At 49.6% G+C, this 24,834-nt stretch carries 29 protein-coding genes; 4 read left to right on the top strand and 25 right to left on the bottom strand.

Annotated features, from left to right (window positions below; all coding sequences use genetic code 11):
• Positions 1-14: 14 nt before the first annotated feature.
• The 9 genes from HZB31_13055 to HZB31_13095 all read right to left on the bottom strand — a co-directional run bounded on the left by HZB31_13055 (position 15) and on the right by HZB31_13095 (position 6,717).
• Positions 15-605, bottom strand: coding sequence for a hypothetical protein (locus HZB31_13055; protein MBI5848848.1), 591 nt, complete (start codon positions 603-605; stop codon positions 15-17).
• 161 nt (positions 606-766) lie between these two features.
• On the bottom strand, positions 767-1,636 hold the full coding sequence (locus tag HZB31_13060) for a hypothetical protein (protein MBI5848849.1): 870 nt from the start codon (positions 1,634-1,636) through the stop codon (positions 767-769).
• Between the two features lie 281 nt (positions 1,637-1,917).
• A complete protein-coding gene (locus tag HZB31_13065; GenBank protein MBI5848850.1) occupies positions 1,918-2,202 on the bottom strand; it encodes an XRE family transcriptional regulator in 285 nt (94 codons plus the stop codon).
• 4 nt (positions 2,203-2,206) lie between these two features.
• The gene (locus HZB31_13070; GenBank protein ID MBI5848851.1) at positions 2,207-2,521 is read right to left on the bottom strand and encodes a type II toxin-antitoxin system RelE/ParE family toxin; all 315 of its coding nucleotides are present in this window, start codon (positions 2,519-2,521) and stop codon (positions 2,207-2,209) included.
• A 296-nt stretch (positions 2,522-2,817) separates the two neighbouring features.
• Positions 2,818-4,278: a hypothetical protein gene (locus HZB31_13075; protein MBI5848852.1), complete on the bottom strand. Its 1,461-nt coding sequence runs from the start codon at positions 4,276-4,278 to the stop codon at positions 2,818-2,820.
• A 59-nt stretch (positions 4,279-4,337) separates the two neighbouring features.
• On the bottom strand, positions 4,338-4,868 hold the full coding sequence (locus HZB31_13080; protein MBI5848853.1) for a hypothetical protein: 531 nt from the start codon (positions 4,866-4,868) through the stop codon (positions 4,338-4,340).
• On the bottom strand, positions 4,861-5,010 hold the full coding sequence (locus tag HZB31_13085; GenBank protein MBI5848854.1) for a hypothetical protein: 150 nt from the start codon (positions 5,008-5,010) through the stop codon (positions 4,861-4,863). Before HZB31_13085 ends, HZB31_13080 begins: the two co-directional genes overlap by 8 nt.
• Positions 5,011-5,342: 332 nt before the next feature.
• A complete protein-coding gene (locus HZB31_13090) occupies positions 5,343-5,903 on the bottom strand; it encodes a hypothetical protein (protein ID MBI5848855.1) in 561 nt (186 codons plus the stop codon).
• Between the two features lie 85 nt (positions 5,904-5,988).
• Positions 5,989-6,717, bottom strand: a complete 729-nt coding sequence (locus tag HZB31_13095; GenBank protein ID MBI5848856.1) for a hypothetical protein — start codon at positions 6,715-6,717, stop codon at positions 5,989-5,991.
• 183 nt (positions 6,718-6,900) lie between these two features.
• Between HZB31_13095 and HZB31_13100 the strand changes: the two genes are divergently transcribed.
• Positions 6,901-7,086 (top strand): hypothetical protein, encoded by a 186-nt coding sequence (locus HZB31_13100; protein MBI5848857.1) that lies wholly within the window; start codon positions 6,901-6,903, stop codon positions 7,084-7,086.
• A gap of 84 nt (positions 7,087-7,170) precedes the next feature.
• Here HZB31_13100 and HZB31_13105 read toward each other — a convergent pair whose 3' ends face one another.
• The 8 genes from HZB31_13105 to HZB31_13140 all read right to left on the bottom strand — a co-directional run bounded on the left by HZB31_13105 (position 7,171) and on the right by HZB31_13140 (position 15,458).
• Positions 7,171-7,359 (bottom strand): hypothetical protein, encoded by a 189-nt coding sequence (locus HZB31_13105; GenBank protein ID MBI5848858.1) that lies wholly within the window; start codon positions 7,357-7,359, stop codon positions 7,171-7,173.
• Positions 7,360-7,460: 101 nt separating this feature from the next.
• Positions 7,461-8,105: a cytochrome c biogenesis protein CcdA gene (locus tag HZB31_13110; protein MBI5848859.1), complete on the bottom strand. Its 645-nt coding sequence runs from the start codon at positions 8,103-8,105 to the stop codon at positions 7,461-7,463.
• Entirely contained in the window at positions 8,105-8,509 is a 405-nt protein-coding gene (locus HZB31_13115) for a thioredoxin family protein (GenBank protein MBI5848860.1), read from the bottom strand. The genes HZB31_13110 and HZB31_13115 overlap by 1 nt, the downstream gene beginning before the upstream one ends.
• A gap of 85 nt (positions 8,510-8,594) precedes the next feature.
• Positions 8,595-11,846 carry an efflux RND transporter permease subunit gene (locus tag HZB31_13120; protein MBI5848861.1) on the bottom strand — a complete coding sequence of 1,084 codons (3,252 nt, stop codon included), beginning with the start codon at positions 11,844-11,846 and terminating at the stop codon, positions 8,595-8,597.
• A 37-nt stretch (positions 11,847-11,883) separates the two neighbouring features.
• Complete coding sequence (locus HZB31_13125; protein MBI5848862.1) at positions 11,884-12,957, bottom strand: efflux RND transporter periplasmic adaptor subunit; 1,074 nt, start codon at positions 12,955-12,957, stop codon at positions 11,884-11,886.
• An 11-nt stretch (positions 12,958-12,968) separates the two neighbouring features.
• A complete protein-coding gene (locus HZB31_13130) occupies positions 12,969-14,315 on the bottom strand; it encodes a TolC family protein (protein MBI5848863.1) in 1,347 nt (448 codons plus the stop codon).
• A gap of 1 nt (position 14,316) precedes the next feature.
• The gene (locus tag HZB31_13135) at positions 14,317-14,736 is read right to left on the bottom strand and encodes a winged helix-turn-helix transcriptional regulator (protein MBI5848864.1); all 420 of its coding nucleotides are present in this window, start codon (positions 14,734-14,736) and stop codon (positions 14,317-14,319) included.
• A gap of 182 nt (positions 14,737-14,918) precedes the next feature.
• A complete protein-coding gene (locus tag HZB31_13140) occupies positions 14,919-15,458 on the bottom strand; it encodes a hypothetical protein (GenBank protein ID MBI5848865.1) in 540 nt (179 codons plus the stop codon).
• A gap of 118 nt (positions 15,459-15,576) precedes the next feature.
• On the opposite strand from HZB31_13140, the gene HZB31_13145 reads away from it, so the two are divergent.
• The 3 genes from HZB31_13145 to HZB31_13155 all read left to right on the top strand — a co-directional run bounded on the left by HZB31_13145 (position 15,577) and on the right by HZB31_13155 (position 19,210).
• Positions 15,577-16,515, top strand: a complete 939-nt coding sequence (locus tag HZB31_13145; GenBank protein ID MBI5848866.1) for an RluA family pseudouridine synthase — start codon at positions 15,577-15,579, stop codon at positions 16,513-16,515.
• 79 nt (positions 16,516-16,594) lie between these two features.
• The gene (locus HZB31_13150) at positions 16,595-18,730 is read left to right on the top strand and encodes a PDZ domain-containing protein (protein ID MBI5848867.1); all 2,136 of its coding nucleotides are present in this window, start codon (positions 16,595-16,597) and stop codon (positions 18,728-18,730) included.
• Positions 18,731-18,766: 36 nt separating this feature from the next.
• Positions 18,767-19,210 carry a hypothetical protein gene (locus HZB31_13155; GenBank protein ID MBI5848868.1) on the top strand — a complete coding sequence of 148 codons (444 nt, stop codon included), beginning with the start codon at positions 18,767-18,769 and terminating at the stop codon, positions 19,208-19,210.
• A 92-nt stretch (positions 19,211-19,302) separates the two neighbouring features.
• Here HZB31_13155 and HZB31_13160 read toward each other — a convergent pair whose 3' ends face one another.
• The 8 genes from HZB31_13160 to HZB31_13195 all read right to left on the bottom strand — a co-directional run bounded on the left by HZB31_13160 (position 19,303) and on the right by HZB31_13195 (position 24,827).
• The gene (locus HZB31_13160) at positions 19,303-20,226 is read right to left on the bottom strand and encodes an MBL fold metallo-hydrolase (GenBank protein MBI5848869.1); all 924 of its coding nucleotides are present in this window, start codon (positions 20,224-20,226) and stop codon (positions 19,303-19,305) included.
• A 21-nt stretch (positions 20,227-20,247) separates the two neighbouring features.
• Positions 20,248-21,072 (bottom strand): methyltransferase domain-containing protein, encoded by an 825-nt coding sequence (locus HZB31_13165; GenBank protein ID MBI5848870.1) that lies wholly within the window; start codon positions 21,070-21,072, stop codon positions 20,248-20,250.
• A 36-nt stretch (positions 21,073-21,108) separates the two neighbouring features.
• Positions 21,109-21,531: a GNAT family N-acetyltransferase gene (locus tag HZB31_13170; GenBank protein MBI5848871.1), complete on the bottom strand. Its 423-nt coding sequence runs from the start codon at positions 21,529-21,531 to the stop codon at positions 21,109-21,111.
• 1 nt (position 21,532) lies between these two features.
• Positions 21,533-22,669, bottom strand: a complete 1,137-nt coding sequence (locus tag HZB31_13175; protein MBI5848872.1) for an AlkZ family DNA glycosylase — start codon at positions 22,667-22,669, stop codon at positions 21,533-21,535.
• Between the two features lie 13 nt (positions 22,670-22,682).
• Positions 22,683-23,075 (bottom strand): carboxymuconolactone decarboxylase family protein, encoded by a 393-nt coding sequence (locus HZB31_13180; protein ID MBI5848873.1) that lies wholly within the window; start codon positions 23,073-23,075, stop codon positions 22,683-22,685.
• Positions 23,076-23,080: 5 nt separating this feature from the next.
• Positions 23,081-23,887 carry a methyltransferase domain-containing protein gene (locus tag HZB31_13185; GenBank protein ID MBI5848874.1) on the bottom strand — a complete coding sequence of 269 codons (807 nt, stop codon included), beginning with the start codon at positions 23,885-23,887 and terminating at the stop codon, positions 23,081-23,083.
• Positions 23,888-23,932: 45 nt separating this feature from the next.
• Entirely contained in the window at positions 23,933-24,388 is a 456-nt protein-coding gene (locus HZB31_13190) for a YiiD C-terminal domain-containing protein (GenBank protein ID MBI5848875.1), read from the bottom strand.
• Positions 24,389-24,470: 82 nt separating this feature from the next.
• A complete protein-coding gene (locus tag HZB31_13195; GenBank protein MBI5848876.1) occupies positions 24,471-24,827 on the bottom strand; it encodes a GIY-YIG nuclease family protein in 357 nt (118 codons plus the stop codon).
• Between the last annotated feature and the right edge of the window lie 7 nt (positions 24,828-24,834).

Below are 24,834 nucleotides of genomic sequence, written 5' to 3' on the forward strand. Positions count from 1 at the left end.
ATAACAAAGAAAAGCTATAATCCATCAGTGTCAATCAATATACGGTCGTGACCGTTTTGCTCCAACCACCAATATGTAAAATGTTTCGATAGCCAACTGGCGGCTTTCTCTGAGGCCAGGTGACGATTTCGTGACGAATACAAGATGGGAATACCAAACTTGGCCTCAATGGCATCCAGTGTTCCGCAAACCGCATTGGGATGCGCTTCAGTTATCAAGTCTTCAAATCTATGGTACGGCGTTTTCAGCTCCTCATAACTTGCTTCGATCAGAATTGCTTTCCAGCGGAATTTGGCCAAAGAAGCACACGAACGTATGAACCGCTCCCTGCCAGCTACGGTACTGCCGATTGCATCTGCCATTGATTTGCGCTCAAGAGACAGAACATTTTCCATGCCCTCAATCGAATAGTCTCCCGCTTGCAGCGTAACACGCAGTGCGCCGCCAAACCAGTTCGGGTGATTTTCGAATAGATAGAGTGGCATCTGTTCACGCGAATCTACCAGCACAATTGGTTTTGGTATCTTCCACGCTCTGACCACGGCTTGACCGCCACGCATAACACAAAGTCTTGTTTTGCTTGGTGATACAAAGGAATCACTCATCGCTTAACTCCTTTTTTTGAAAAAAACACTCTTGAGATGAGCGGCTTAACCGCTATAACGACTGGTTGGAATCAACAAGTCTGCCTTTTCCCATATCAAGGTGCGCTCATCTGACTTCTTCCTTTGTCAATTGCAATTTGTAAACCCATTGATATGAGCATTTATTCTTCGCTTTCTTCTTTTTCAATTTGCTTATGTCTATTTCTTACATCTTGCAGTTCACATATTGTATTGATCAAGTTTTCTTTTGCCTCAACATTACTAAAAACAAACTCTTTGCCTTTATATTCGTAGCTTTCACTTTTATTTTCCAATAACAGTTTTATTTTTTCGGATAATTCTTGGTCTGATACTCTAAGAGCTATTCTAAATCTCGGCTTAGCCCTTTTGTTCATATAGTATTGATTTATCCCATCCTTCGTTATTGCGATATAGCTTTGCGTATATTTCAAAGATAAACCGGTATCATTTTTATTAAGTCTTTCCAATATTTTCCTCGCAGCCCCAATAACCCATGGCGCATCTTTTTCCCAATCCTCTTCCTTTACTTCTACATTTTCAATTCCATCATCCTCTTCCTCATAAATATCCATTATTTTCGTAAAACTTAATGTATAGTTATTTTCTGATTCGATAATATCCAATTGAACAGCAATCATAGGAATACTTTGACTTAAGAGCTGAACAACATTGAAATATCTTCTATTGAAACTTTCTGCCACTAAAACTGCATAATGTTGCCATAGAGGAGCTTTTCGTTTTTCAATATCCCAATATTCTATACATCTAATAATATGTGAAGGATCTGTATCGCCTAGCATAATTTCAACTGCATATGATAACTTTTCCTCCGTTGATTTCATTAAGAAATCGAGTCTGCCCCCAGATGATTGTTTTCTTTCTTTCGCTACAACAACAAGATTTTCAAAGGGCAATAATGATGGGTCTTTTTCAATTATATCTTGCAACCATTTTTCATCTTTTCCGATATTTCTCAAGAAAACTTTTTTACCAGTTGCGAATTCTTTCATTGTATTCTCCTTATTTACGAATCAACGTTTGAAAAGAAGCCAATTAGATGTAAGTCTACATTCTTGATAGGATAGATATTCCGGAGCGATATGCTGTCGCTATCGGGATAAGGCTTATTTGCGGAGAAAACAGCCGAGGGAATAGTAGACTGATTGATTTTTATTCTGAAAGGCCTTCTGATTTCCCCTTGCACTTCATCCCCTCACTAAGAATTGAGCCTAATATATCAATCAGTTTCTCCCTGCGTCAATATAATAATTCTGTATCCTTATTGCCCTATCTATGCCGCCCTTTTAAGACTGATACGCATCCCGGCCTTTGTTGCCAGCGCGATAAGCATCTCCAGGCTGAACTTCTCCCATTTACCGCGAATTAAGTCAGAAACCCGTGACTGACTGACACCAAGCATCTCGGCTGCTCTTGCCTGAGTCAGTTTCTTTGTCTTAATAACTTTCCGGATATCAGTCATTATTTCGGAACGCATCTGAAGAATGGCAGCTTCTTCTGGGGAAAAACCCAGGTCGAGAAATACGTTGCCAGAAGATTTGATAATAGGTTCTTTCATAATACTATCCTCCAATCTGTTTATACCGCTTGCGTGCAATTTCAACGTCATGTTGATTCGTCTTTCGACTTTTTTTCTGAAACGCGTGGAGCACATATACGGCATTCTCGAACTTCGCCAAGTAAATGATGCGCCATTCTCCCAGAACATGTATACGGACTTCCTTGACCCCGCGTCCTACGCTCAACATGGGTTTCCAATCGGTCGGTTCAAGGCCGCACTGAACGGAATATAATTCAAAGCCCGATGCCTTACGCGCTTCGTCCGGGAAGTTCCGAAGATCGTCCAGGCTCGATCCTACGAAGTTTAAAGGTTTCATACTCTAAGCACTATACACTGAGTGATTTCGCTTCTGAAAAGCTTTCTGATGTCCCCTTGCACTTCATCCCCTCCCTTAAAACTGAGCCTAATATATCAAGCAGGTTCTTTCCGCGTCAATACAATGTTATCTCTGTCTGCAGATCTAATCTGCCCGAGGTTGTCAGACGCACTCTTGTCAGTGCCAGGCATAAAGGTATTTTTAATGTCAACCATAGATCTGTTTCAGGGTTAACCGTCGCCCTCTGCTCCCTGAACGACCCCACAAGCTGCCGGCACCACAATTGGCAGAGTCAACTATCTACCGGCTGCTTGGTCTGCATTGGCCGCCTTCTCGATGATGGTGTCGGCGTCTGTCAGGAATTGCCTGAGCGCCTCCTCCTTGCGCGGTCGGGAAAGGTCGTTCTCCACTTCAACCCTCACCGTGCTGCGGTTTATATCTACAACCACGTTGCCGATTTTCGCGATTCGCATAATGGCATCCACAACCGATGGATTCAGGAGTGTTTTGGCAAATTCAACATCACTGCCCGATACCACGAACTTCCTGCTGAACTCGCTCTCCGGCATTGGGATGATATCCTTGTCCGGCCGCCCGCTGATCTTATCCAGTATGTTCTTCCTGCGTATCTCCAGCGGGTTGAGCGGCCCTCGTATTGTCGCATCCAGACGGGTAAACGCGTTTTCGGTTTCGCCTCCTTCTTCAAAAGAGACTTTTCCGATCCATGCCTCCCTGGCATAGTACAGAGAGGGAGAGACTCCCTCAACGACCAGGAAAGCTCCGGGGTTCATACCGGCCATGCGCTTCAGCACAGGATACATCTTCACGCGCCGGTTAAAATCCCTGAAGACCAATGTGATAAGGAAAGGCACGAGAAATACCCCGAAAAAGACGAGCACTGCACTCAGTGAGACAGGGGCATTGGTCCTGCTGTATTGCAGGCCGTAGTAGCACCAATAGGTCATGGCTGAAAAGAGGACCAGATAAACCGGCATCGCAGGCACACTCAGGCTTGGGACAGGCCCACTATTCTGTTCCATTTTCCTGCGGAACTCTTCCGGTCTCTGGAACTCTCCTGGCAGGGCAGCCGGGGACTTGGCGGGCCTGGTCCCTGGAGGCGTCCTTTGTTCCTGCCTCCAGATTTGTTGAATCTGACGCGTCTTAGATTCCAACTGCTCCCTGTCTGTTGAAACTCCCATCGCTTCCGCAACGCGTCGCACTTCCAGATACGTCGGGCCGCCACGGTCCATGCGCCATTTCATTTCTTTTTGATACTGGGCCTCAAATCGGGATGCGAACTCTGCAATCGGTATCACTATGCGGCCTGTCTCTCTATTTTCAGCCAGCATTCTACGAAAAAGATCATCGAAAGAACTTCCCTTGCAGTAGATCTTGGTCTGCTGCGGCATATGATCGAGTTCATCTCCTATGGGAGCGCTTGAAACAGTAAGGCTCCCTCCATCTTTGTAATGGGCAAATAGATCAACCCATATACCCTGAACCGGATGGTCGTAGATTACTCCAGCCATCTGCTCTGAGGGCCGGACAAAACCAGAGATAATCAACGAGGGGATTTCAGGGCAGGTATATTCTCCTGCTGATTCAAAACCCTTTTGATGAAATGAGGCAGCAAGGTCGGTAATCTTCCTTCTGTCCGACCATTTTGGCTCATCGACCGGCGAGAGCTTGATTTCAAATATCGGCCGGGAGATGATATTCCTGAGAAACCTGAAACCAGCATATCCAACTGAGGCCACTGCGGCACTTATGAATAAAAGAAGGAATATGGTTGTCATATCGTCACGTCAATGCAGGATCAGCGACGCCGACAGGCATCTGCTACGATCAGTTTCAGATTAAAAACAGTCCATTTGTCTACCAACCGAAAACAGGAGTGCAGCTCCATTGTCTTTAGTATGATACTGAAATGGCTATAGGGCGGTTTGCGTTGCTCTTTTTGCACAAAGCGCTCCTCGATGGTCCTGTATTGCAGTGGACGAGCGAATGCCCAGATCGGCCTGTGCTGGGGCGAAATAAGCGTAATCCTCACCCGCTCGCCGGTGAGCAGTCTGCCGCTGCCGCTGTTTGTGAGGGGAGCAGCGAAGTACATCTCGAACTGCACGTCAATGTCATGCGCTACCTCATAGATCTCACCAACCCTGGGAAAGCGAATGTTTGACGGAAGAAGGCCCTGTTCATACTGCGTGGCCCAATCCATCTCTGCGCGTCCGATTGAAGCACGTTTGCCGTTCTTCATCTCGGTCATGAGGTCTTCGTGAGTCTTGTTCCAGCCAGGCGGCATTAATGAATCATCAGGGATAGTTCCTGTTTTGATAGTCTTATGCATTATTTCCCTGCCTTCCTATAGGCAATGCAGCGAGCCTCCCTATCATAAGCGCATGGGTCCTGCCTGAGCCGGCAGAGGCCTTCAGGACAATGGAATGGGGAAATTTGAGCTCGTTGGCAATGGTATTATTAATGTCAGCCATAGATCTGTTTCATCGGCATACAATAATGCCTCTATCATACCATTACGAGGATGCAAACTTGATGGCTTCATTGTCTAAAGAAGAAGCTCAAGGCACCGATTGTTATGACAATTCTTTGATTATATGCCGTGAAAAGTTTCGTCCATTTCGTTATGACGGGGAACTGGCTGTTTCTTGCCGGTTTTAGGATTAAGGTAGAGATCGTGCCGTTGACCATGCCTCAATAACACACAGCCGCAGGAGGTGATTTTTTTGATTAGCTATTTTCTTTTCAAACTGACGGGACGAGCTTTTTAATCTTATGTTTTGTTTGAGTGTTGCTTCAGTGACAGTCAATCGGCCTCGAACCATGAGGCGCAGGCGACCACATGATCCGAAGGATTGGCGGCATCGTAGAAGACGGGAACACTGGAGCCTTCGAGGACGTCATAGCCAACATACATTGCCCGACCCGAGACATCCGACCCGCCGGCAGTCCTGAAATGATAGGAGATCCGATCGTCTGACCACTCTGCCGTGTTTTCCCTGCTATCGATTAACGCTGTCGCGACTTCTCCGCCCCGGAGCAGTCTGATCTCGCGCCACCGCCTCCGCGCCACCAGAGCCAGTATTACACTGGCGAGCGAAACCAGCAGGTACAACACCCAGTCGAGATCAAAGTGCATACGCAGAATCGAGAGAAAGTGCCAGAGAATAAGCACGAAAGGCGCATAAACAGGAAGCCGAACAGCGGCCCTCCAGGAAAGGTGAACACGTCGAGGTGGAGAGCTATAGCCCTCATTATTGATCCAGGGCAACGGAAGGATGGCCATGATCCGCGAGGCTATCAGGCCGGTGCAGAACGCCACGATGCAGGGCAGGAAGAACCACCAGGGGCCATTATTTGAATGCACCCCGCCGAGCATAAGCGAGAGACCAACGTAGAGGGCGGTTAGAGCGATGGCTACTGCGATCTGCATAAGAGGTATTTGAGAACAATCATCTGTTTGCGGTCCCGCTTCCCATATAGGCGGTATAATGTCTGTCCGTCGTGTTTTTGTATCCGCGGGAATAGTTTCGGGCAATGAAATTCAATAACGGGTCGGTAAAACCATTCAAAAACGCATAATTGACATTGTCGGCAATATGGTGGAGTCCGTGGTGTTTTTTCGACAACAACAATCCGGGATATTGCAAATACTGTTCTATTTTTGAGTCAGACACATGGCAGCAATAATGAGAGACTTCCGCAGCAGAAGATAAGATCCCGATATAGACAATGATATAGGAAAATACGGGCTGGATAGACGTAGCACTGATCAGGATCACGGCTATCAGGAGATATCCCACGAGCCAGATCTTCGCTCCGGATTCATTGAAATAGACAAGCAGGAGGTTGTTCTTTCTATAAAGCGGGGTCTTATGGTGCAGATGGAACGCGGCGATCAACGGCCCTGCCAGTGAATCATAGTCGTCGTTGCTGTCCATGAACATATGGACCAGCCCATTTAAAAAGTCGGCTGCCAGATATGATGAGAAAATAGCGAGCAACTGTAAAGGCAGCCCTATGGAGACAGGAATTACCAGATACAGCAGATAGCACTGCAGCGAAACATTGACCACCGAGACTGTCTTGCCGATTACCTTATAGATGCCGACCTTCTCGTAGCGCTCCATTGCAGCGTTAAACTCTCTCTGCTTTAATTCCAGAGCAGGAGCCTGGCTCATATATGTATCGTTCTATCAGCAAACATACGTTATTGACGGCATGACGGCAGCGTGCACCTAATATAGCAAGCAGGCTTTTGGAGCGTCAATACAAATACCGTTTTGTATGCTTAAGGTTTTCGGGCTTTTTTCCGATAAAGAAGTAATACCGGCAGGAGGCCGGAATAAAGGAGGCAGAAGGCCATGACTATGAGAGAAACCGTGGAGATCATCAAGGAATCACCGCTCTGGGATATGCTTACGACCGGAGAGAAACTGGACGCTCTTTTGGATGCCGTGCAGAATATTGACGGCGTAAGGAGCTCGCGGGACGAGCAGATCGACGTAACAGACATCATCGGAGAGATATTCAGGGGCTACAATGCATAATAAAAAAGGGCGACTGCCTCTTAGACATGCCGCCCTTTTTTATGTTCTTTTAAGACCGGACCGGTCTTAGCAGCCTCTGGGGCTTCAACCACCGCCGGAAAACATGCCGCTCATCTCGGCAGCGCTCAAAGGACCTTCCAGCTTCAGCTTCTTCTCACTGCAATTCGGGCAGGCTTCCTTCTGCAGTTCCTCATCAGAATTGATGATCGTTGCATAATGGTTGCCGCACTTGCCGCAGGAGCATCTATTGTAGGTTGGTACACTTGTTTCCATGATTATTCACCTCCGTTTAAACTTGTTTCGTAGTTGCAATATATATTGATTATACATAATACGCAGACTTTTTTCCATGATTTCTATCATACAATCGGCGGCTAAAAGGCGAAATTCCCAATAACAAGAATGTACAGACCAAAGGCGATAAGAATGCCGCCCGTTATATACCGAACAACCGCTTCATGCCTCGCCATCGCAACAAGCCTGCGCTGCAGGAGATGCGACGAATAGGCTATGGTCAGCAGCGGTATGGCCAGACCCAGGGAATAAAACCCGAGGAGCATAACGCCTTTTACCAGTTCGCCGCTCGTGCCGACCATTGCAAGGATACTCGAGAGCATCGGGCCGATACAGGGAACCCAGACGATACCAAGCGCCATTCCGAGGATGATCCCGCTGAATCTGCCTTCAGACTTTACCTGAATATTTGAAAGCCGGTACAACCGCTTAAAGACGTTCAGGTCGAAGAAGACCATCAGACCCATGGCAAGGATGACCGCACCGCCAATCTGCTCGATAAACCGCGTGCGTCCAACCAGCAGCTCCCCAAAAAGGGATGAAACAGCGCCCATGGCCATGAAGGTTATCGAAAGTCCCAAAACCACAAGCAGAGGCCGCAGACGGTCTTTTTTTTCTGCGCCGCCGACCGCGATCACCGGGATTACCGGCAGCACGCAGGGAGAGAGCACACTGGCCAGACCGGCCCCTGCTGAAAGCAGGATATTGGCGATGCTGATATCCATTATTTTATGCTGTCGAGAGACTGTGAAAGGGTCTCATAGCTCTGAATACCGGGAGGAAAGACGCGGCTGATATTACCGCTTCCGTCAACAAGCACAAGGGAAGGGAGATTTCTTACGCCGTAATCGTAAAAAGCCTTCTGATCTTCTGGCTTCATGGAGTTCACATAGGCAATCGTGAAATTTCCCTTCCTGTCTTTCAGGAGCTTCTGGAGAATATCGGTCTGGGCCTTGCAGGGGCCGCCATTGGGGTTCTGGAAAAATACGACCGTCTTCTTGCCTGTTCCGAGAAGCTGTTTCAGTTCAGGGGTGCTCTTGGGAGCAGCATTTGCCGCTGCGCTGATCTGGACCAAAAAGACCGTGAGACAAAAGACAACGAACAAAACAATAATACCTCTTCTCTTCATACCTGTTCTCCTTATGGATAATGTTCTTACTTAGTTCACCTGATGCTGTTTAGAGGCAGCACATGCTATTCTGTGCATATGCACATTATAACGTTTCAGGGTCAATCTTTTCAATATCACTGCCGGAGCCCAGAGGACATGGCCGGTCCTTGAAATATTCATAATAGAGCAGCGGAACCGCAACAAGCGTCAATGCCGTAGCGGCCAGGGCACCGAACATCATCGCAATCGCAAGACCCTGGAAGATGGGGTCAAAAAGCATCACAAAGGAGCCCACGACCACAGCAGCCGCGGTAACTGCAATCGGCCTGAACCTGACTGCCACGGCCTTGATCAGTGCGGCATTGAGATCACCGCTGTCCCTCCACTCCATCTGCACAAAATCGATCAGCAGGATCGAGTTCCTTACGATAATGCCGGCAAGTGCTATGAACCCTATCATGGAGGTTGCAGTAAAAAACGCGCCGAATATCCAATGACCCGGCAGTATGCCGACAAGGGTCAGGGGGATGGGGGCCATAATGATCAGTGGAGTCACGAAGTTTCTGAACCAGGCGACAACAAGGACATAGATAAGCACCAGCACAGCGCCAAATGCGATACCCAGATCGCGGAACACCTCATAGGTGATATGCCACTCGCCGTCCCACTTCATGGAATAGCGGTCTTCAAGCCAGGGCTGCTCAGACGAATACTGCTTCAGCTCATACCCTTCGGCAAGTTTAAGGTCTTTGATCTTTTCCTTCATCGTAAGTATTGCGTATGCAGGGCTTTCTGCTGTGCCTGCAACATCACCGGTAACATAAACAACCCGCTTGAGGTTCTTATGGTAAATAGTCTTGTCTTCTACCCCTTCCCGCATCTTCACCAGTTCTGAAAGGGATATTGGACGGCCATCTGCCGAGGGCATGGTAATTCCACTGAGTGATGCAAGCGTTGACCGCTCACTTATTGGCATCCTCAGGACAAGCTCAACAGGCTCTTTTTCCCTTTCCATGTGTACGAGACCGGCAGACATACCGCTTAAGGCAATTCTGAGGCTCTGAGCCACTGCCTCGGTTGAAATGCCGTGCTGGCCTGCCTTCTCACGATCAACATCAAAGGTGATCTTCTGCTGGTCATCCTCAACATACCAGTCCACATCGACCACACCTTCGGTCTTTTCAAAGATGCTGCGAATGCTTTTTGCAATCTCTGTCTGCCGCTGCAGGTCAGGTCCATACACCTCGGCAACAAGGGTGCTCAGGACAGGAGGTCCCGGGGGTATCTCTGCCACCTTGAGGCGGGCCTGATACCGGTCGGCAATTTTTTTCAGCTCCGGCCGAAGCCGTTTTGCGATCTCGTGGCTTTGGGCCTTGCGCTCGGACTTCGGAACGAAATTGACCTGAATATCGGCGACATTGCTGCCAGATCTCATGAAATAGTGTCTGACCAGCCCATTAAAATTGTAGGGCGCTGCAGTCCCGACATAGGTCTGAAAATCCGTCACCTCAACCACGGTCTTGAGATACTCGCCCATCTCCCTGCCAAGCGCTGCGCTCTGTTCCAGCGTTACCCCCTCGGGCATATCCACGATCACCTGCAGCTCGCTTTTGTTGTCGAAGGGCAGCATCTTGAGCGTCACTGCCTTCAGCGGAACCAGCACCAGGGAAAGAGCAAGGAGCAGAAGTACAACCGCAAGGGCAGTGATGCGTTTTTTCTTCTTCTCGATCAACGGTCTGAGCATGCGCTCGTACAACGAGGCAAAGCCACCGGCATCCTCCTGCCCTTTTCTGTGCGACTCATTGCGCTTGAGATTCCTCAGCACCTTATAGCTCATCCACGGGCTTACGATAAAGGCAATGAGCAGCGAAAAGATCATGGCAGCAGAGGCGCCGACCGGTATCGGCCGCATATAGGGCCCCATCAGACCGGTAACAAATGCCATTGGCAGAAGCGCTGCAATGACCGCAAAGGTGGCGAGGATCGTCGGATTACCGACCTCATCGACGGCATATGCCGCAGTAAGCGGATCTATTTTGTGCATCCTGAAGTGACGGTGGATATTTTCGACAACGACAATCGCATCGTCAACGAGTATGCCGATAGAGAAGATCAGGGCAAAAAGCGTAACCCTGTTCAGGGTATAGCCATAGAGATAATTGATAAGCAGGGTAAGAGACAGCGTAACAGGTACGGCCACGCCCACAACAATCGACTCCCTCCAGCCAAGGGCAAGGGCGATGAGGATAACAACCGACAGGGATGCGATAAGGAGATGCTCAAGCAGCTCGTTGGATTTTTCCTTTGCAGTCTCACCATAGTTTCTTGTTGTTGTTATTTCTATCTCAGACGGTATGGCCTTGCCTTTCAGCGCTTCTATTTTGCGTATGGCGTCTTCGGCAACCATACTTGCATTTGCGCCTTTCTTTTTTGAGACCGTCAGCGTAACCGCTTCATACTGTCCGGCACGTGAATGGCTGGCCGCGATGCCCCGGGATTGGGCAGCAGGACCAAGTCCCATAAAGACATAATCCGCGGGCTCTTCCGGCCCGTCAGTCAATACAGCCACATCCCTGAGGTACACCGGCCTGTTATTGTTCATACTCACCACGACCGAACCGACCTCTTCCGCATTTTTGAGAAATGTGCCGGTATCAATAAGATATTCCCTGTTGCCTGAGGAAAAGGCGCCTGAAGGCATCAGAAAATTAGCCTTCTGAAGCATGCCCATGATCTGCCGTGCCGAGAGGCTGTATGCACGCAGGCGGGCAGGGTCAAGGCTGATCCTTACCTGTCGTTTCTGTCCGCCTATAATTGTTGTTTCCGATACGTCCTTATCCTTCTTGATCTCATTGCAGATCTCCTGCGCAACCCTCCTGAGCTCATAGCCGTTATAGCGTTCAGACCAGAGCGTAAATGTCGTAATAGGCACATCGTCAATAGACTTCGGTCTTACCAGCGGCTGGGAAACGCCCGGGGGGATCTTGTCATAGTTGGACATCAGCTTGTTATACAGCTTCACAAGACTGGCTTCCATATCCTCGCCCACATAGAAGCGCACGATGGTAAGGTTCATTCCGGGCTTAGCTATGGAGTACACATACTCAACGCCCTTGATCTCCCAAAGGAATTTCTCCATGGGCTTTGTAACCCGTTCTTCAACCTCTTTTGCCGATGCTCCGGGATAGGTGACCATCACGTCGATCATCGGAACGACAATCTGGGGCTCTTCTTCGCGCGGAGTAACCATAACGGCAAAGACGCCAAGGAGCAGTGATGCCATAACGATCAACGGCGTCAGCTTTGACTGAATAAAAGCCTTTGCGATCTTCCCTGATATTCCTATAGCCTTCATATTCATTCCTTACCGGGAAACCAAAGAGGATTTCCCACTACTGTTTAACAATGCCGCCATCTATCGCCTTTTCAACGTTGTCCACGATGATTCTTTCATTGGGGTTCAGTCCTGAGAGGACCTCGACCATTTCGCCATATACCCTGCCGGCGCGGATCAGTCTGTACGTCACGATCGAATTGGCATCCACAACATAGACACCCGTAAGCTGCCCTTTTCCGACAATCGCCTTTTTACTGACCAGCAAGGCCTCTTTCTTCCCCACAGGGATAGAAATCTTGCCATAGGAGCCGTTCCTCAGGCCTTCGCCGCTGATTGCGATCTTTACAGGAAATGTCCTTGTCATCGGATCGACAGAGGGAACAACCTCGGTGATAACACCTTGTATTTCCCTGCCCATGGTTTCGATGAAGATCCTTGCCTCCATTCCCTGCTTCACCTTGCCTGCAAGCTTCTCATCAAGGTTCGCCTCCACCCTGTATCCTGAGGTATCTTCAATCGTAAAGAGCGGCATTCCCGGCACTGCTGTACTGCCAAGATCTATCTTCTTTTCCATAACAACGCCTGATACAGGGGCAGTCACACGGGTAAATCCCTGATACACGCGGGCCTCCTGATGCATTGCCCGGGCCCTCTCATATTCCAGGTCTGCCACTTTCTTCTGCGTCTCGACCTGGTCAAGTTCCTGTCCGGTGAGCGCCCTGTCGTCATGGAGTTTTTTGTACCTCTGATATGTGACATCCGCCAGTGACATCTGCTGTTTTGCGGCCTCAACACCTTTCTCTGCCGCCCTGACCCTCTGAACCAGATCACTGTCATCAACGGTCGCCAGCACCTGACCGGCATGCACCCTGTCGCCCTCTTTTACCCTGAGTGAGGTGATCGTACCCATCATACGGCTGGCCACAATGCTCGTGGTCTTTGCCTTCACTGTTGCTGATGTCTCAATATATTCATCTGCCTGCGACAGCTTCACTGTCTCGATTGTTACACCTGCAACCTGCGGCCGCTTGATCTCAACTGACTCCTTACCTGCCTTACCTTTGCAGCCCGAAAGCATTGCAGCCAGCGCAAACAGCAGCAGCATTGTGATAATACCGAAACGCTTCATATGGTCTCTCCTCATCTTTCTATATCCAGGTCTTTCATAATCGTTCCGCTTTCATAGCTGAGCCTTGCAATAGCAGTGAGATAGGATGCCTCTTTTGCCACAACATCAGCCCGCACAGCATCAAGGCTGCTCTGCACGTCAAGCATATCGACTGCAGCGGCAAGATTATTTTCATAGCGCACCGTCACCAGTCTTCTGCCCTCCTCTGCCGAGGCAAGATTTGCCTTTGCAAGCTCAAGTCCTTTGCGAGCCTCCTCCACAGAAAGATATGCCTCATATATTGCAAACGATATCCGCTTTTTCATGCCATCGAGGTATTCTCCGGCCTCTGCCAGTTTGTGCTTTGCCTTGCTCCGTTCTGCTTCACGCCTGAGACCGTCAAAAATTTCCCACCGCAGGAATGCCATAACCTGCCAGCTTTGACCTTCTTCTCCAAGGACGGCCCTATGGCTGTTCAACTGATATGAGCCGCCAATGCCGATTGTGGGAAGATATGATGCATCTGCCATCTTCAGGTTATTTTCTGCATTGGTATGCCGTGCTTCCAGGGCCTTCAGGTCCTTTCGTGTCAGAGCCATATTCTCATAATACGCAAGGTCTTTCAGCTCAAGCGATGGCCGCTGGTCTGTCACGTTAATGGACGAAGTCAGTCCGAGCATCAACCCGAGCGCACGTCCTGCCACCTTCATATTCTTTTCTGCAGAAACCTTCCGTTCTTCCGCAGTTCTCAGTGCTACCTGGGCCCTCAGCATATCAGAGTACAGGCCAAGGCCGGCGTTATTTCTGCTTTCCGATATCCGAAGATGCTCCTTTGCGTCTTCAATCCCTTTTTCTGCGACAGATACATAAGCACGCGCTGTCTGCGAATCAAGATAGGTCTTAAAAACCGAGAAAACAACCTCATCTTTGTTGCGCTCAACGTCCTGCCCTTTGGCCTCAAATTCCTTTCTGCTCATCTTCAGGCCGATATACGCCTTTGGTGCAAAAACAGCCTGTTCAAAAGATACGCTTGACTGAAAATCAGACACAGGCTGGGGGTTGTTGAGTGATGGTATGGCAAAGTCCGTCATCGCAAATCGCTCCTGATTCAGCTTTGCCATAAACGCATAGGTCGGATTATTGGTCCGCATGAACCGCTCTTCAAAGCCGATACGGGGAAGCAGGAAACTCCGTGCAATACGTATGTCCTCTTTTACGGCAAACAGTGCATGTTCATTGGCCCTGATCTCAGGATTGCCCTTCAAAGCCTGCTGCAGGGCATCGTGAAGGGAAATAACCTTCCCCTCTGCAAAAGCCTCTGTATATAATCCCAGGAGAAGAACAGCAATTATCCATATCCATTTTCTGCTCATGCGCATTTCAGTCCTTCCTCCACGATTCATTTGCTGACCTCTTTGGCTTTCTCTGCATGAATTCCTTCAGCGTCTTCATATCGCATTTCCCGGCCTTCTTCTGAAATTCCTCGCAGTCTTTCAGGGAATGGAGATCACCCGAGAACGTTTCATCAGCTCCGGTCAACTCCTGCAGCAGCTCTATCACTTTCTTTTGGGACTGATGCATCTCCTTATTCAGCGAATAAAAGACCAGTTTGCCGTCTTTGCGTTCTTTCAAAAGACCGGCACTGTTCAGCATGGCGAGGTTATGCGACACAAGGGGCTGGGCTATGCCGAGAACACCCATGATCTGGCAGACGCAGAGTTCTTTGCGCGCCATGAGCATCAGGATCCTCAGCCGGGTCTCGTCAGAAAGGAGCTTCAGAAATTTTGCCGTGCTTAACATATGTATAGTTAAACATACGTTAATATGATTGTCAAGCGATTTATTGACCTTGCAACTGTTGAATTGCAATGCTGAGGGTAATTTGCGAGCAGCTATGTTTTTACGAAAAAACTGAGGGGTTCAGGGGCATGGACGTAATCATGCATAATTCAGCAGGCAAACTTCACCGCAGCCTCACTTCCTCACCCAGTCGGCTGGTCGAGATGGCCCTCGCGGATCACCTTGTATTCTCCGGTAGAAATACTGAGGTTGTATACACTGAAGTTCGTCCGGATATCAAAGCCCTCATAATGCACTGCAAGGTTAATGGCGGCAGAGCCCTCGCTGCCTGACTGGATGCGGTGGAATACATTGCGCGGCCATGAAATTACTGCGCCGCCCACATAGATCACCTGCCCGTTCTTCATGACCTGATGAGGCGTTACGGTGAACTGCTCTATCCTGCCATGCTTCGGCGTATAGATCTCCATATGCCGCGTTCCAGAGAGCACAATCAGGTTGTCGTCCTGAAAGGGGTGCATGTACCATGGCCGTTCAACAGGACCGACCGGACCGGGAGAGACCGCATTGCCTTCGTGGATCACACGGTCCATGGCATCGATACGGGGAAGAAGGCCGATCGGAACAAAGTCAAAGGTCACGCTCTGCGTCTTCCGAAAAATCTTAAGGGGCATGATTCTATACAGTCCCGGAACTTCTTCGATAATAGTATCTACCGTCATGACACGTTACCTCCCTATGCAAGTCTATGCCACTATTGTATCACCTCCCGCCAGCTAATGGATTATATGCGCGTCGCAAGAGAGCCAAAGCCCTGCCTTTTACGGTAAAATTACGATCATGGCTGAGACTACGTTTCATATTAATGCAGAAGACGCCGGAAAACGTCTTGATCTGCTGGTGTCGGAGCTTTCAGGACTGACCCGTTCACAGGTGCAGAGACTGATCGAAAAAGAGATGCTGAGTGTCAACGGAAACCCCTCCAGGGCCAACTATAAGGCCCATACAGATGATCTGATCCATGTCTCCATTGTTGAAGAGAACGAAGAGCTGCTGCCGGAGAATCTGCCTGTCGAGGTTCTGTATTGCGATGATTTTTTGATGGTGGTGAACAAACCGGCAGGCATGGTCGTGTACCCGGCAGCAGGCCACAGCAGCGGCACTCTTATGAATGCGATCGCATTCCATGCGAAGAAGCTCGCCACAATCGGCGGCCCCCTCAGGCCGGGCGTTGTGCATAGACTCGACAAAGAGACCTCAGGCGTTATGGTTGTGGCGCTCGACGACAAGGCGTACTATGATCTTGTTGAACAGTTCAGAAAACGGACCATGAGCAGGCGATACAAAACGCTCATCTTCGGCACTCTTAAAGAAGACAGCGGAGAGATATCCCTGAGGATCGGCAGGTCAGAGTCTGACAGAAAAAAGATGTCCACGCACTCAAAAAGAGGTAAAGAGGCGGTCACGACCTGGAGAGTGGTTGAGCGTTATCGATCAGGTTCGCTGATCGAGGCAAAGCTCGGCACCGGAAGGACCCACCAGATCCGTGTGCATTTCGCATCCATCGGCCATCCTGTGCTGGGCGACAAGACCTATGGTTCGAAGATTTCACTGGAAATCGGCAGAAAGAGGATAGTCTTTCCCCGCCAGATGCTCCATGCCGAACTCCTCGGTTTCACCCACCCTGTCACAAAGGAATGGCTCGAATTCAGAACACCTGTGCCACAGGATATGGAGGAGAAGATCAGCGAGTTGCGCAATGGAATATCGTTGTCATAAGAATACAGGACTGGCTTCAAAATCTTTCCTGGGCATACTCCTGTTTCTGTTTGTTGTTTCATGTAACACTCAGTATATTGTGCAGCACGATGCAGCAGAGCAGACCGTACCAAATCTTTATTGCAGTATGCTCAATATACCCCAAAGGCCCCATGCTCTCATAGAGCCAAAACCGTATCTCGGCATCCATATAGCATCCGTAGTATTTGAGCAGACGCTGTATCCCGCCTGCACCGAAAAACGTTTTATACAGGCCGCAGGCATAGTCGCCGGGAGCCCTGCCGCAAAGGCAGGGATCAAAGAAAAGGATATAATTCTGTCGTTCAATGGCGTTCCTGCCTGTTATAACGAAGGACAGATTCCGGATGACTTCAAAAGATCGGTTGAACAACAGACAATCGGGGTTCCGGTCCGAATGGAAATCCAGAGCAATGACCAGCGGTTTTCTATCACTGCACTACCCGAGGCAAGACCGATGCATCAGCAGCCTGAGGCGAAACATCCTGAGATAGGGCAGTGCCAGACGCAACCGTCGCTGCTGCAGCAGCAATTAGATGCCAAAAATATCATGCCGATGTTCAACAATATTATTGATGAGCTGTACATCCGGTCTAACATTAACCACAACCCCGGCTCAGCCCATAACAGTGAATCCGATCCGCTGCAGCTGAAAGAGGTGACGTATGCCCTGCGCCACCCGCTGTCTGTCGGAGTTGCAGGCAGGGAGTTGTCGCAGCGAATTATCGATGCTGCCCGAAATAATCAACTGCTGCAAGGAGCAGCCGCACTGCTCGATATGGAACTGCCTTTTTCAAAACCGCAGGCTGAAATAAGTTTTCCTATACTGCTTCAGATTATGGACGAGGCAAAAAGCGGCATTGAAAAGGCATTGAGCAATCTTTCTCCTGAAGAAAAGGCCCTGCTGAGGGAAAAGGCCATAGATCCTTGGAATAGCAAGCAGTGGAGCAGGACATTGGCGATCTCGGCAAAGGTGGACCGCGCAGGATTATTCGGGGCATTATCTCCCCTGCTCTCTTTCCTGACACCTGAGAATCTGCCGCTGCTTAAAGAAGATCTCATGAGGCGTTTTGGTGCCGGCAGCGGTCCGATCCTGTACGATGCAACGACCAGCCTGGGCCGGGTGATCGTCGGCGGCATCGGGCCGAACGTTTATACGGAGGACGCAGCTTTAATACTGGACCTCGGGGGCGATGATCTCTACCTTAATAATGCCGGAGGTACGCGGCCTGGCATGCCCGTAGCACTTGTGATTGACTGGGGAGGGAACAACCAGTATATAAGCAGAGAGAATTTTTCGCAGGGCGCCGGATTGCTGGGTGGCGGCCTTCTTCTCGATCTGGGTCAGGATGCTACGTTCAGTTCATTGGACGGAAGTCAGGGCGCAGGCTTTTGGGGTCTTGGCCTTCTCTATCATGGCAGCGGCAAGGCAGCATATCAGGCGAGAAGATATTCGCAGGGCACAGGACAGATGGGAATAGGCATGCTTATCTGCGGAAGAGGCGACGATCATTACAGCTGTTCATTCGGCGGACAGGGGCTCGGTCTTTTCGGCGGTGCCGGACTGCTGATAGACCAAGCCGGTGACGACACGTATCAGTTGGGCGGCCTGGAACCGGATTTCCGCGACCCGGGAAAATCGACCGTGAGCATGGGCCAGGGGTTCGGGAGGGGACTGCGTCCTGACAAGACTCAGGAGGGTGTGCCGGGCGGTATCGGTATGCTCATTGATCAGAAAGGAAACGATCGATATATTGCGGATTACTTTGCGCAGGGCGCGTCGTATTACTATGGTCTCGGCATACTCCGCGATCTGTCCGGTGACGACCAGTATCTATCCGGCCGCTACTCACAGGGAGCAGGGATTCATTCTTCCATCGGGTTCCTTCTCGATGAAGGAGGCAATGACTCTTATTATGCCTCCTTTGGCGTAGCACAGGGGCTGGGACATGATTTCGGCATCGGCGTTCTCGAAGACAGTGGCGGGAACAACCGTTTTTGGGGAGGAACCCTCGTGCAGGGCGCAGCCACAAATGGCAGCATCGGCATATTAATTGATCTGTCCGAAAATGGGCAGAGGATGTCTGTCAGCAACGCTCAGGCCTACGCTCAGGAAGAAAACAGCATCGGGCTGATGATCAGCAAGGCTCCCGGAAGCGATGCAGCCGCAATAACGACAGGAATAAAGAAGCACTGAATCAGCCAGGACCGGACTTCAGCAACAGGAGTATGCATGAAAATAGCTGCCATCTCAGGACTGCTCATCTGCTTTGTTCTGTTCATGGCATCAAACAGTTTTTCAGCCCCGCTGCCGCGGTTCGAACCTGTGGATCTTTCCGGCACCATCTCTGATGTCCGCTGGTTCCCTGAGAAGTCGGTTATGGGTACACCCGGCATGTCAGGCAGTGCAGGGAAGGACCGCACCTTTCCTGCCCACTTCATCGTAGAACTGAATAATGCAGAAGGCGTAGACCGCGAAACAGCCGGACGGCTCTCCTATTTCGTTGCAGGAGAAAGGTCTAAAGGCAGGAAGGACTCCACAATGTTTCTGCAGCTCGATCACCGTGACAGAAACTTTCTGCAGAAGGGCATGGAGATACGCATCAGGGGCTACACGGTAAGAGGGGATGAAGGCGGAACCTGGACCTCATACAAAAAGATCGAGGTCCTGCCCTAAGGTCCTTTGTCCTGTGTCACTCCCGCCAGATAATATCTGCCTCTATCCTTAGCAGTTTGGTTCCCTTTGGATCAGGAATACATTCCTCTCTATCAATCCCGCTTAGGATAAAGCGCGGTAACATTGCCCGCAACGAACATCTCGAAAAACTGCCTTTTGGGGACAGCCTTGATTATCTCTGCGGCAATGAACTTCGCATCTTTTCCCTGCGCGGACAGTTCCCTGCCGATCCGCTCAAATGTCAGCAGGTACTGCTTCATCTCCTGCAGATCCTTTTTTGTCGAAAGCGGCCCGTGGCCAGGGATAATGGATACGACATCCATGGCCGATATATCATCAAGGACGCCGGTCCAGCCCTTTATCTGTCCGTCCCCCATGTAAGGGTGAACATCCGTAAAAAGAATGTCACCTGCAAACAATGTTTTAGTGTCAGGGACGTACATCAATAGGCTCCCGTCCGTATGCGACGCTCCGGTAAAGATCAGTTCCACCTTCCTGTCGCCGAGATCGATCTCCATCCTGTTGTTAAAGGTCAGCGATGCCATCGCAACGGTAGTTCCGGCAAGTAGTTCGTCCGTAAGTCCGTAGCTTTTCGCCTTCAGAAGGATGGTAGCGGCAGCAGCCTCAGCGTTTTTCCTGCCGTTGGTGTGAGAGACAACGACAGCGCCGAGCCTGATGAAATCAGCGTTGCCCAGCGAGTGATCGAGGTGTTCATGAGTATTCACTACATACTTGATCGGCTTATCTGAAACAGCCCTGATGTCCCTTATAAAACGCTGGGCCTCTTTCGACGAAATCAGGGTATCGACCACGACGATGCCATCTTTGCCGATAATGATCCCTGCGTTTGCGCCAAAGCTGCTTGATGGAGCAGGATTTTTTGCATCGATGTAGGAGTAGATACCCTCTGCAATCTTCGTCAACCCCGGATTGCGGGTGGCATCTTCCCCTATGGCCAAACCTCCCAACGCCATAAAAGCAAAAATCAATCCTGCAAACAACAATACCTTCTTCATTGCAGCCTCCTGTTTTATGATTTACCGTTCGAGGGGTGCAACAGCCGCTGCCAGCAAGACCTCGACTTCAAGCCAGATGCCTTTTTCGTCAGCAACGTTGTCCACCTCTTTTAAATGCTCATCCATAAACCGCGTCAAATCTTCCTCGGAAAGCCCGCTAAACAGACCTCGATAACCGCTGTTCCAGAGGACATCCCGCCATTCCATACTGTTTCTTAAATAATAGCCCATCTGTTTTGATTGGATATTAATGTCCAGGTAACCTGCTCCGCTCAGAAGCACGGTGATTTTATCCTGGCTGTCCAGCCGCATCCATGACAGTTTCGGTTCTTCAACGCCATACTCTTTGATCCTGTCTATCAACATCTTCCGTAACGGCATCATCAACGTGGGGGTAAAACTCGTTATGGCAAGCTTCCCGCCAGGCTTCAGGACTCTTGAAATACAGGTTAATCCATTCTCCATGTCCGGCAAAAAGAAGAGGCCGAAAGCACAGCAGGCTGCATTAAAGGTGTTATTTTGAAAGCCCATATCTTCCACATCACAGCGTTTGAATGTCGTATTTTGCAAATTCATTTTGTGCGCCTTGATTACAGCCCTCTGAAGCATCTTCTCCGAAATGTCAATGCCGGTAACATGACCAGTCGCCAGTTCCTGGGCAGCGGCTATCGCCACATGCCCGGTCCCGGTAGCAACATCAAGCAGATTCTCATTGCCGTTTAAGTGCATACTCTTGATCAACCACGAGGCGCTTTCGGCAAAAAAGCGCAGACCGGAACAATCGTAGCCTTCGCCTGCCATGTCAAAGGCAGCCTTTACCTTTTGCTTCTGTTCATCATGGTTCATCGTTCGGCATCCTCTCATGTAATTCAAACCGTGTGTTCATTCGATCATTCCCTTTGCTCGCAGCAATTCCGGATTATCCGTGATCGCCATGGCAGTCTTCATCTTATGGAAGCCTATCCTGCCGTAGAAAGGTTCCTTGCCGGGGTTCGCAAAGAGCATGGTTATCTCGGCATTCGCTCTTACAAGCAGATACTCCATGATCATGGTCCCTATGCCTTTTCCCTGGTATTGCGGAAGGACGACCACGTCGTAAATAGCCGCACGCAAGGCCCCGTCCGAAATACCTCGCCCTGCTCCTATCAGCTTCTCATCATGATATGCAAAACAGCGCATTTCGCTGTTTCGAAAGGCAGTTTCAAGCTTTACAATATCCCTTTTGCCAAGAGGTGCCAGTTCGATAACCCTTGCAAGCTCTTCCCAGGAAATATTTTCAACGTCGTCAGCCAATTGAATATCCATTTCACCCCTCAACTGTTTTATGGCCTGCTGAAGTTATCGGCATTGCCTCAGAAACCGCATCGAAAACAGGCATCTCCACAGACATGCCAAGAAACTTGCCGTAACGCTCTGCTGCATCAACTAAGGCATCGCTGTTTTTTGCCTGACGGCCAAAGAAATCAACTTTTATGCTAATGACGCTCTTTTTAATAATACGCTTCCATGTGCCGACAACCCGGCCGTCCATAATAACCGTCGGGGCAAACATCCCGTTATTCCCGGGACATATTTTTTGCACGTGGCGTGGATCAAGCGCAGCGCTGCGGTCTTTATACCCGAGCATATATTCATCAAATCCGGGCAGGAGGTAAACAGCCTTCGGGTCATGCCGAAACACAGGCATATTCATGGCCATCCAATAGACATTACCGTCAACGCTTTCCTGCGTGAGCCAGGTCTTGGCCTCTTCCAGGCCAGCTTTCGCATCAGACACCTTAAGCCCGGACCACCATACAAAATCTTCCAAAGTAGCAGGGCCGTGGCTCACGAAATAACGTTTTGTGAGCTCGCACACTGCTTCATCCCGCGCTAATATCTTTGTTGTCGGACAGTATTCATCAAGCAGTCTGAATGTGTCCTGCCTGCTGCGCGGCAGCCCGAAACAGATGAGCCTGTCCTGCCCGGCCCGCCTCAGGATATGGTAGCCTCGCTGCTTGTCCACGGCGATACCGTCATGCTCCAGCGCCTCGTACATTTCAGCACGGGTAAGTTGCTTGCCACCTGCAAGTGCCTTCTCAAACACGTTCTTGCAACGTGTAAACGTTCGCTCATCGAGTTCCAATTCCCTGAAGCGGGACGCGCTGCTCTCAATAATGCGCGGCGACAGAAGCTCAAGCATCCATCGGATGTCAGCTGCAGCAACGAAATGCAACGTGCCGCGCATCGGCCAGGTCCTGATTATTGATCCGTCGACTATTGCCTGCTCAATATTGGTTATCGTTGCATTGGGAAGACGAAGTCCAATGGCCCAGAGTGTGCCCGGATAGTCCTGGGCCTGCATCGCACCCAGCGATTTAACAACCTCGCCGGGTTTCTTGAACCTTGCAGAGGAGATCTGCTGGTTATAAAGCCTAAAGCGGGTTATATCCTGAACAGTCATAAGATTGGAGTGATCAATTTTCCTGTCCGGATGCGTCACGCTCAGCAAAGACTTCCTTCGCTGCAAAGGTGCCGTTAAGTGCAGCAGGAAACCCGGCATACACAGCCATCTGGATCATGATCTCGACAATTTCCTGCCTTGTGCATCCGACATTGAGGGCGCCGTGAATATGAACTTTGAGTTGCGGCTGAGCATTGCCTAAGGCGGCAAGCGCTGCGACCGTTGCGATCTCACGCTCCTTTAGCGACAGCACACCGCGGGAATAAACATCGCCAAAAGGAAATTCGATGGTGTACCGGGCGAGATCCGGAGCAATATCCTTCAGCGCCTCAATCACTCTTTCACCGGCATAGCCGTCAATTTCATTAAGCTTTTCCAAACCTCTTTTAAAGCGATCCGAATTCATGATGACTACTCCTTTTTGGCAACAGCCTTGAAAAAGGTATAACAAAATACTCCGTCGGATTCTGTTGTGCGATTGAGGTCCTGAATGCCTTTGTCAAAGGTGTTTTCATCAGTTAACCCAGCTGTGAGTGCAGATTCACGTACACCCTCGATCATGGCGGTAAAGGTCTTTTTTGTGAAGCCATCAACAAGTTCAGGTCTGCTGTCATCAACGTAGACCATACGCGGGGAAACATGTATCGCGCCAAAACCGGCACGGCTGAGGAGCGGATACAGTTCTCTGCCGATAGTCGCATTTCCGCCGGACCTTCTCTGCAGTTCAACCTGGCAAAGAATGGCTTTACGGGCAGATTCACTGTCAGGGTAGAAATATGCTGAACCGTGATCACCCTCGATAACCGTTATTGTTCCGCCGGGCTTTAGATGGCTTTTCAGGATAGTCAGCGCTTCAACCGGGAGGGGCAGATGTTCGAGGACAAAACAGACAAAAATATGGTCGAATGAGTTTGGCCCGAACGGTAAGCGAAAGATGTCGCCCTGCTGAAATCTGACGTTCGTTATCCCCGCTGCCTCGGCATTCATTCTGGCTGCAGTCAGGGACTTTTCAGATATATCGACAGAAGTGATCAGGGCCTCGGGGCTGTATTTGGCAAGCGTGACGGTTTGTGCGCCAACACCACAGCCAGCCTCCAAAACATTACTTCCGGCAGGGTAAAAAGTGTCAGAGTGCAATAACTCAACCAGTGTTAACGCCTGGTCCTGAAGGCGAATATTCTCTCTCAGATCGTAGCCGTGAACATAGCTGTTATTCATTACCGTCTTCCCCCATCCACGCTAATACTGCGTTTCACTCAATTATCAGTCTGTTCTGATCGCAACAAAGGCCCCTTCCATTCTTCCTGCGATCTGTTGATCGTATTCGATGACGGAAGACAACTCGACCCGTGCGATTTTCTTGCGCTTCAACATTGCTACAAAATGCTGCCATGCTTCAGTTTCTGGTGCGTCGCAACGAGCGGTAAAATCGCCCGCAATCGGCTTGTCATAGCTCATGGAGTTTCTCTGAATGACCAGCCGACACGTTAGCCCCTCCTGCTTCAGTCTGAAATGCACCGCGGTCCATGCCGCAAGGATCGCAAGAGACGACGCGCTGCCGCCGAACACGGTTTCTCGGTGGTTTATGTTCGGGGCAAGCGGGGCTGACAGCACCACGCCCTCCGCATCAGCTTTACGCACCTCAACGCCCATTGCTTTGGACAAAGGGATATGTTCGTGCAAGTAATCCTGAATCGCCTTTAATGAATCTTTAGTCACGTTATTCTGCCTTGCCTGCCTTTGTTGGATAGACCTCAAAAATTACAGCAATCACTTCGTTCTCCTCCATAGCCAAGCGAATTTATGATTTCTTTTTTGAGTTATATCCTTTTTCATTATACGGTTGAATCTTATCCAGCCACATTTCTTCGAGTATTTTCAAATCTTCGGTATAATCATAAGACAAATCTTCTTTTGGCTTTAACTGGTCTAACACATCGAAAGAAAAACCTTCTTCGCCTATTTCATTGAAATCTCTTTGCATTTCTTTATTTAAGTGGCTGCCCATTCTTAATTGAAACTTATTGCTATTTATTCTGCCGCGCAGGTCTTTGGCGCTTCCAATATATATCTTGCCGTTTCCCAGGTTCCTTATCTGATAAATGCCCATCGGCTGAATGGTCTGCTTATATTTGTTTATGATTTCTTTCCTGTTCATATCTTTT

The organism is Nitrospirota bacterium (genome assembly GCA_016235245.1).
GTDB lineage: Bacteria > Nitrospirota > Thermodesulfovibrionia > Thermodesulfovibrionales > UBA6898 > UBA6898.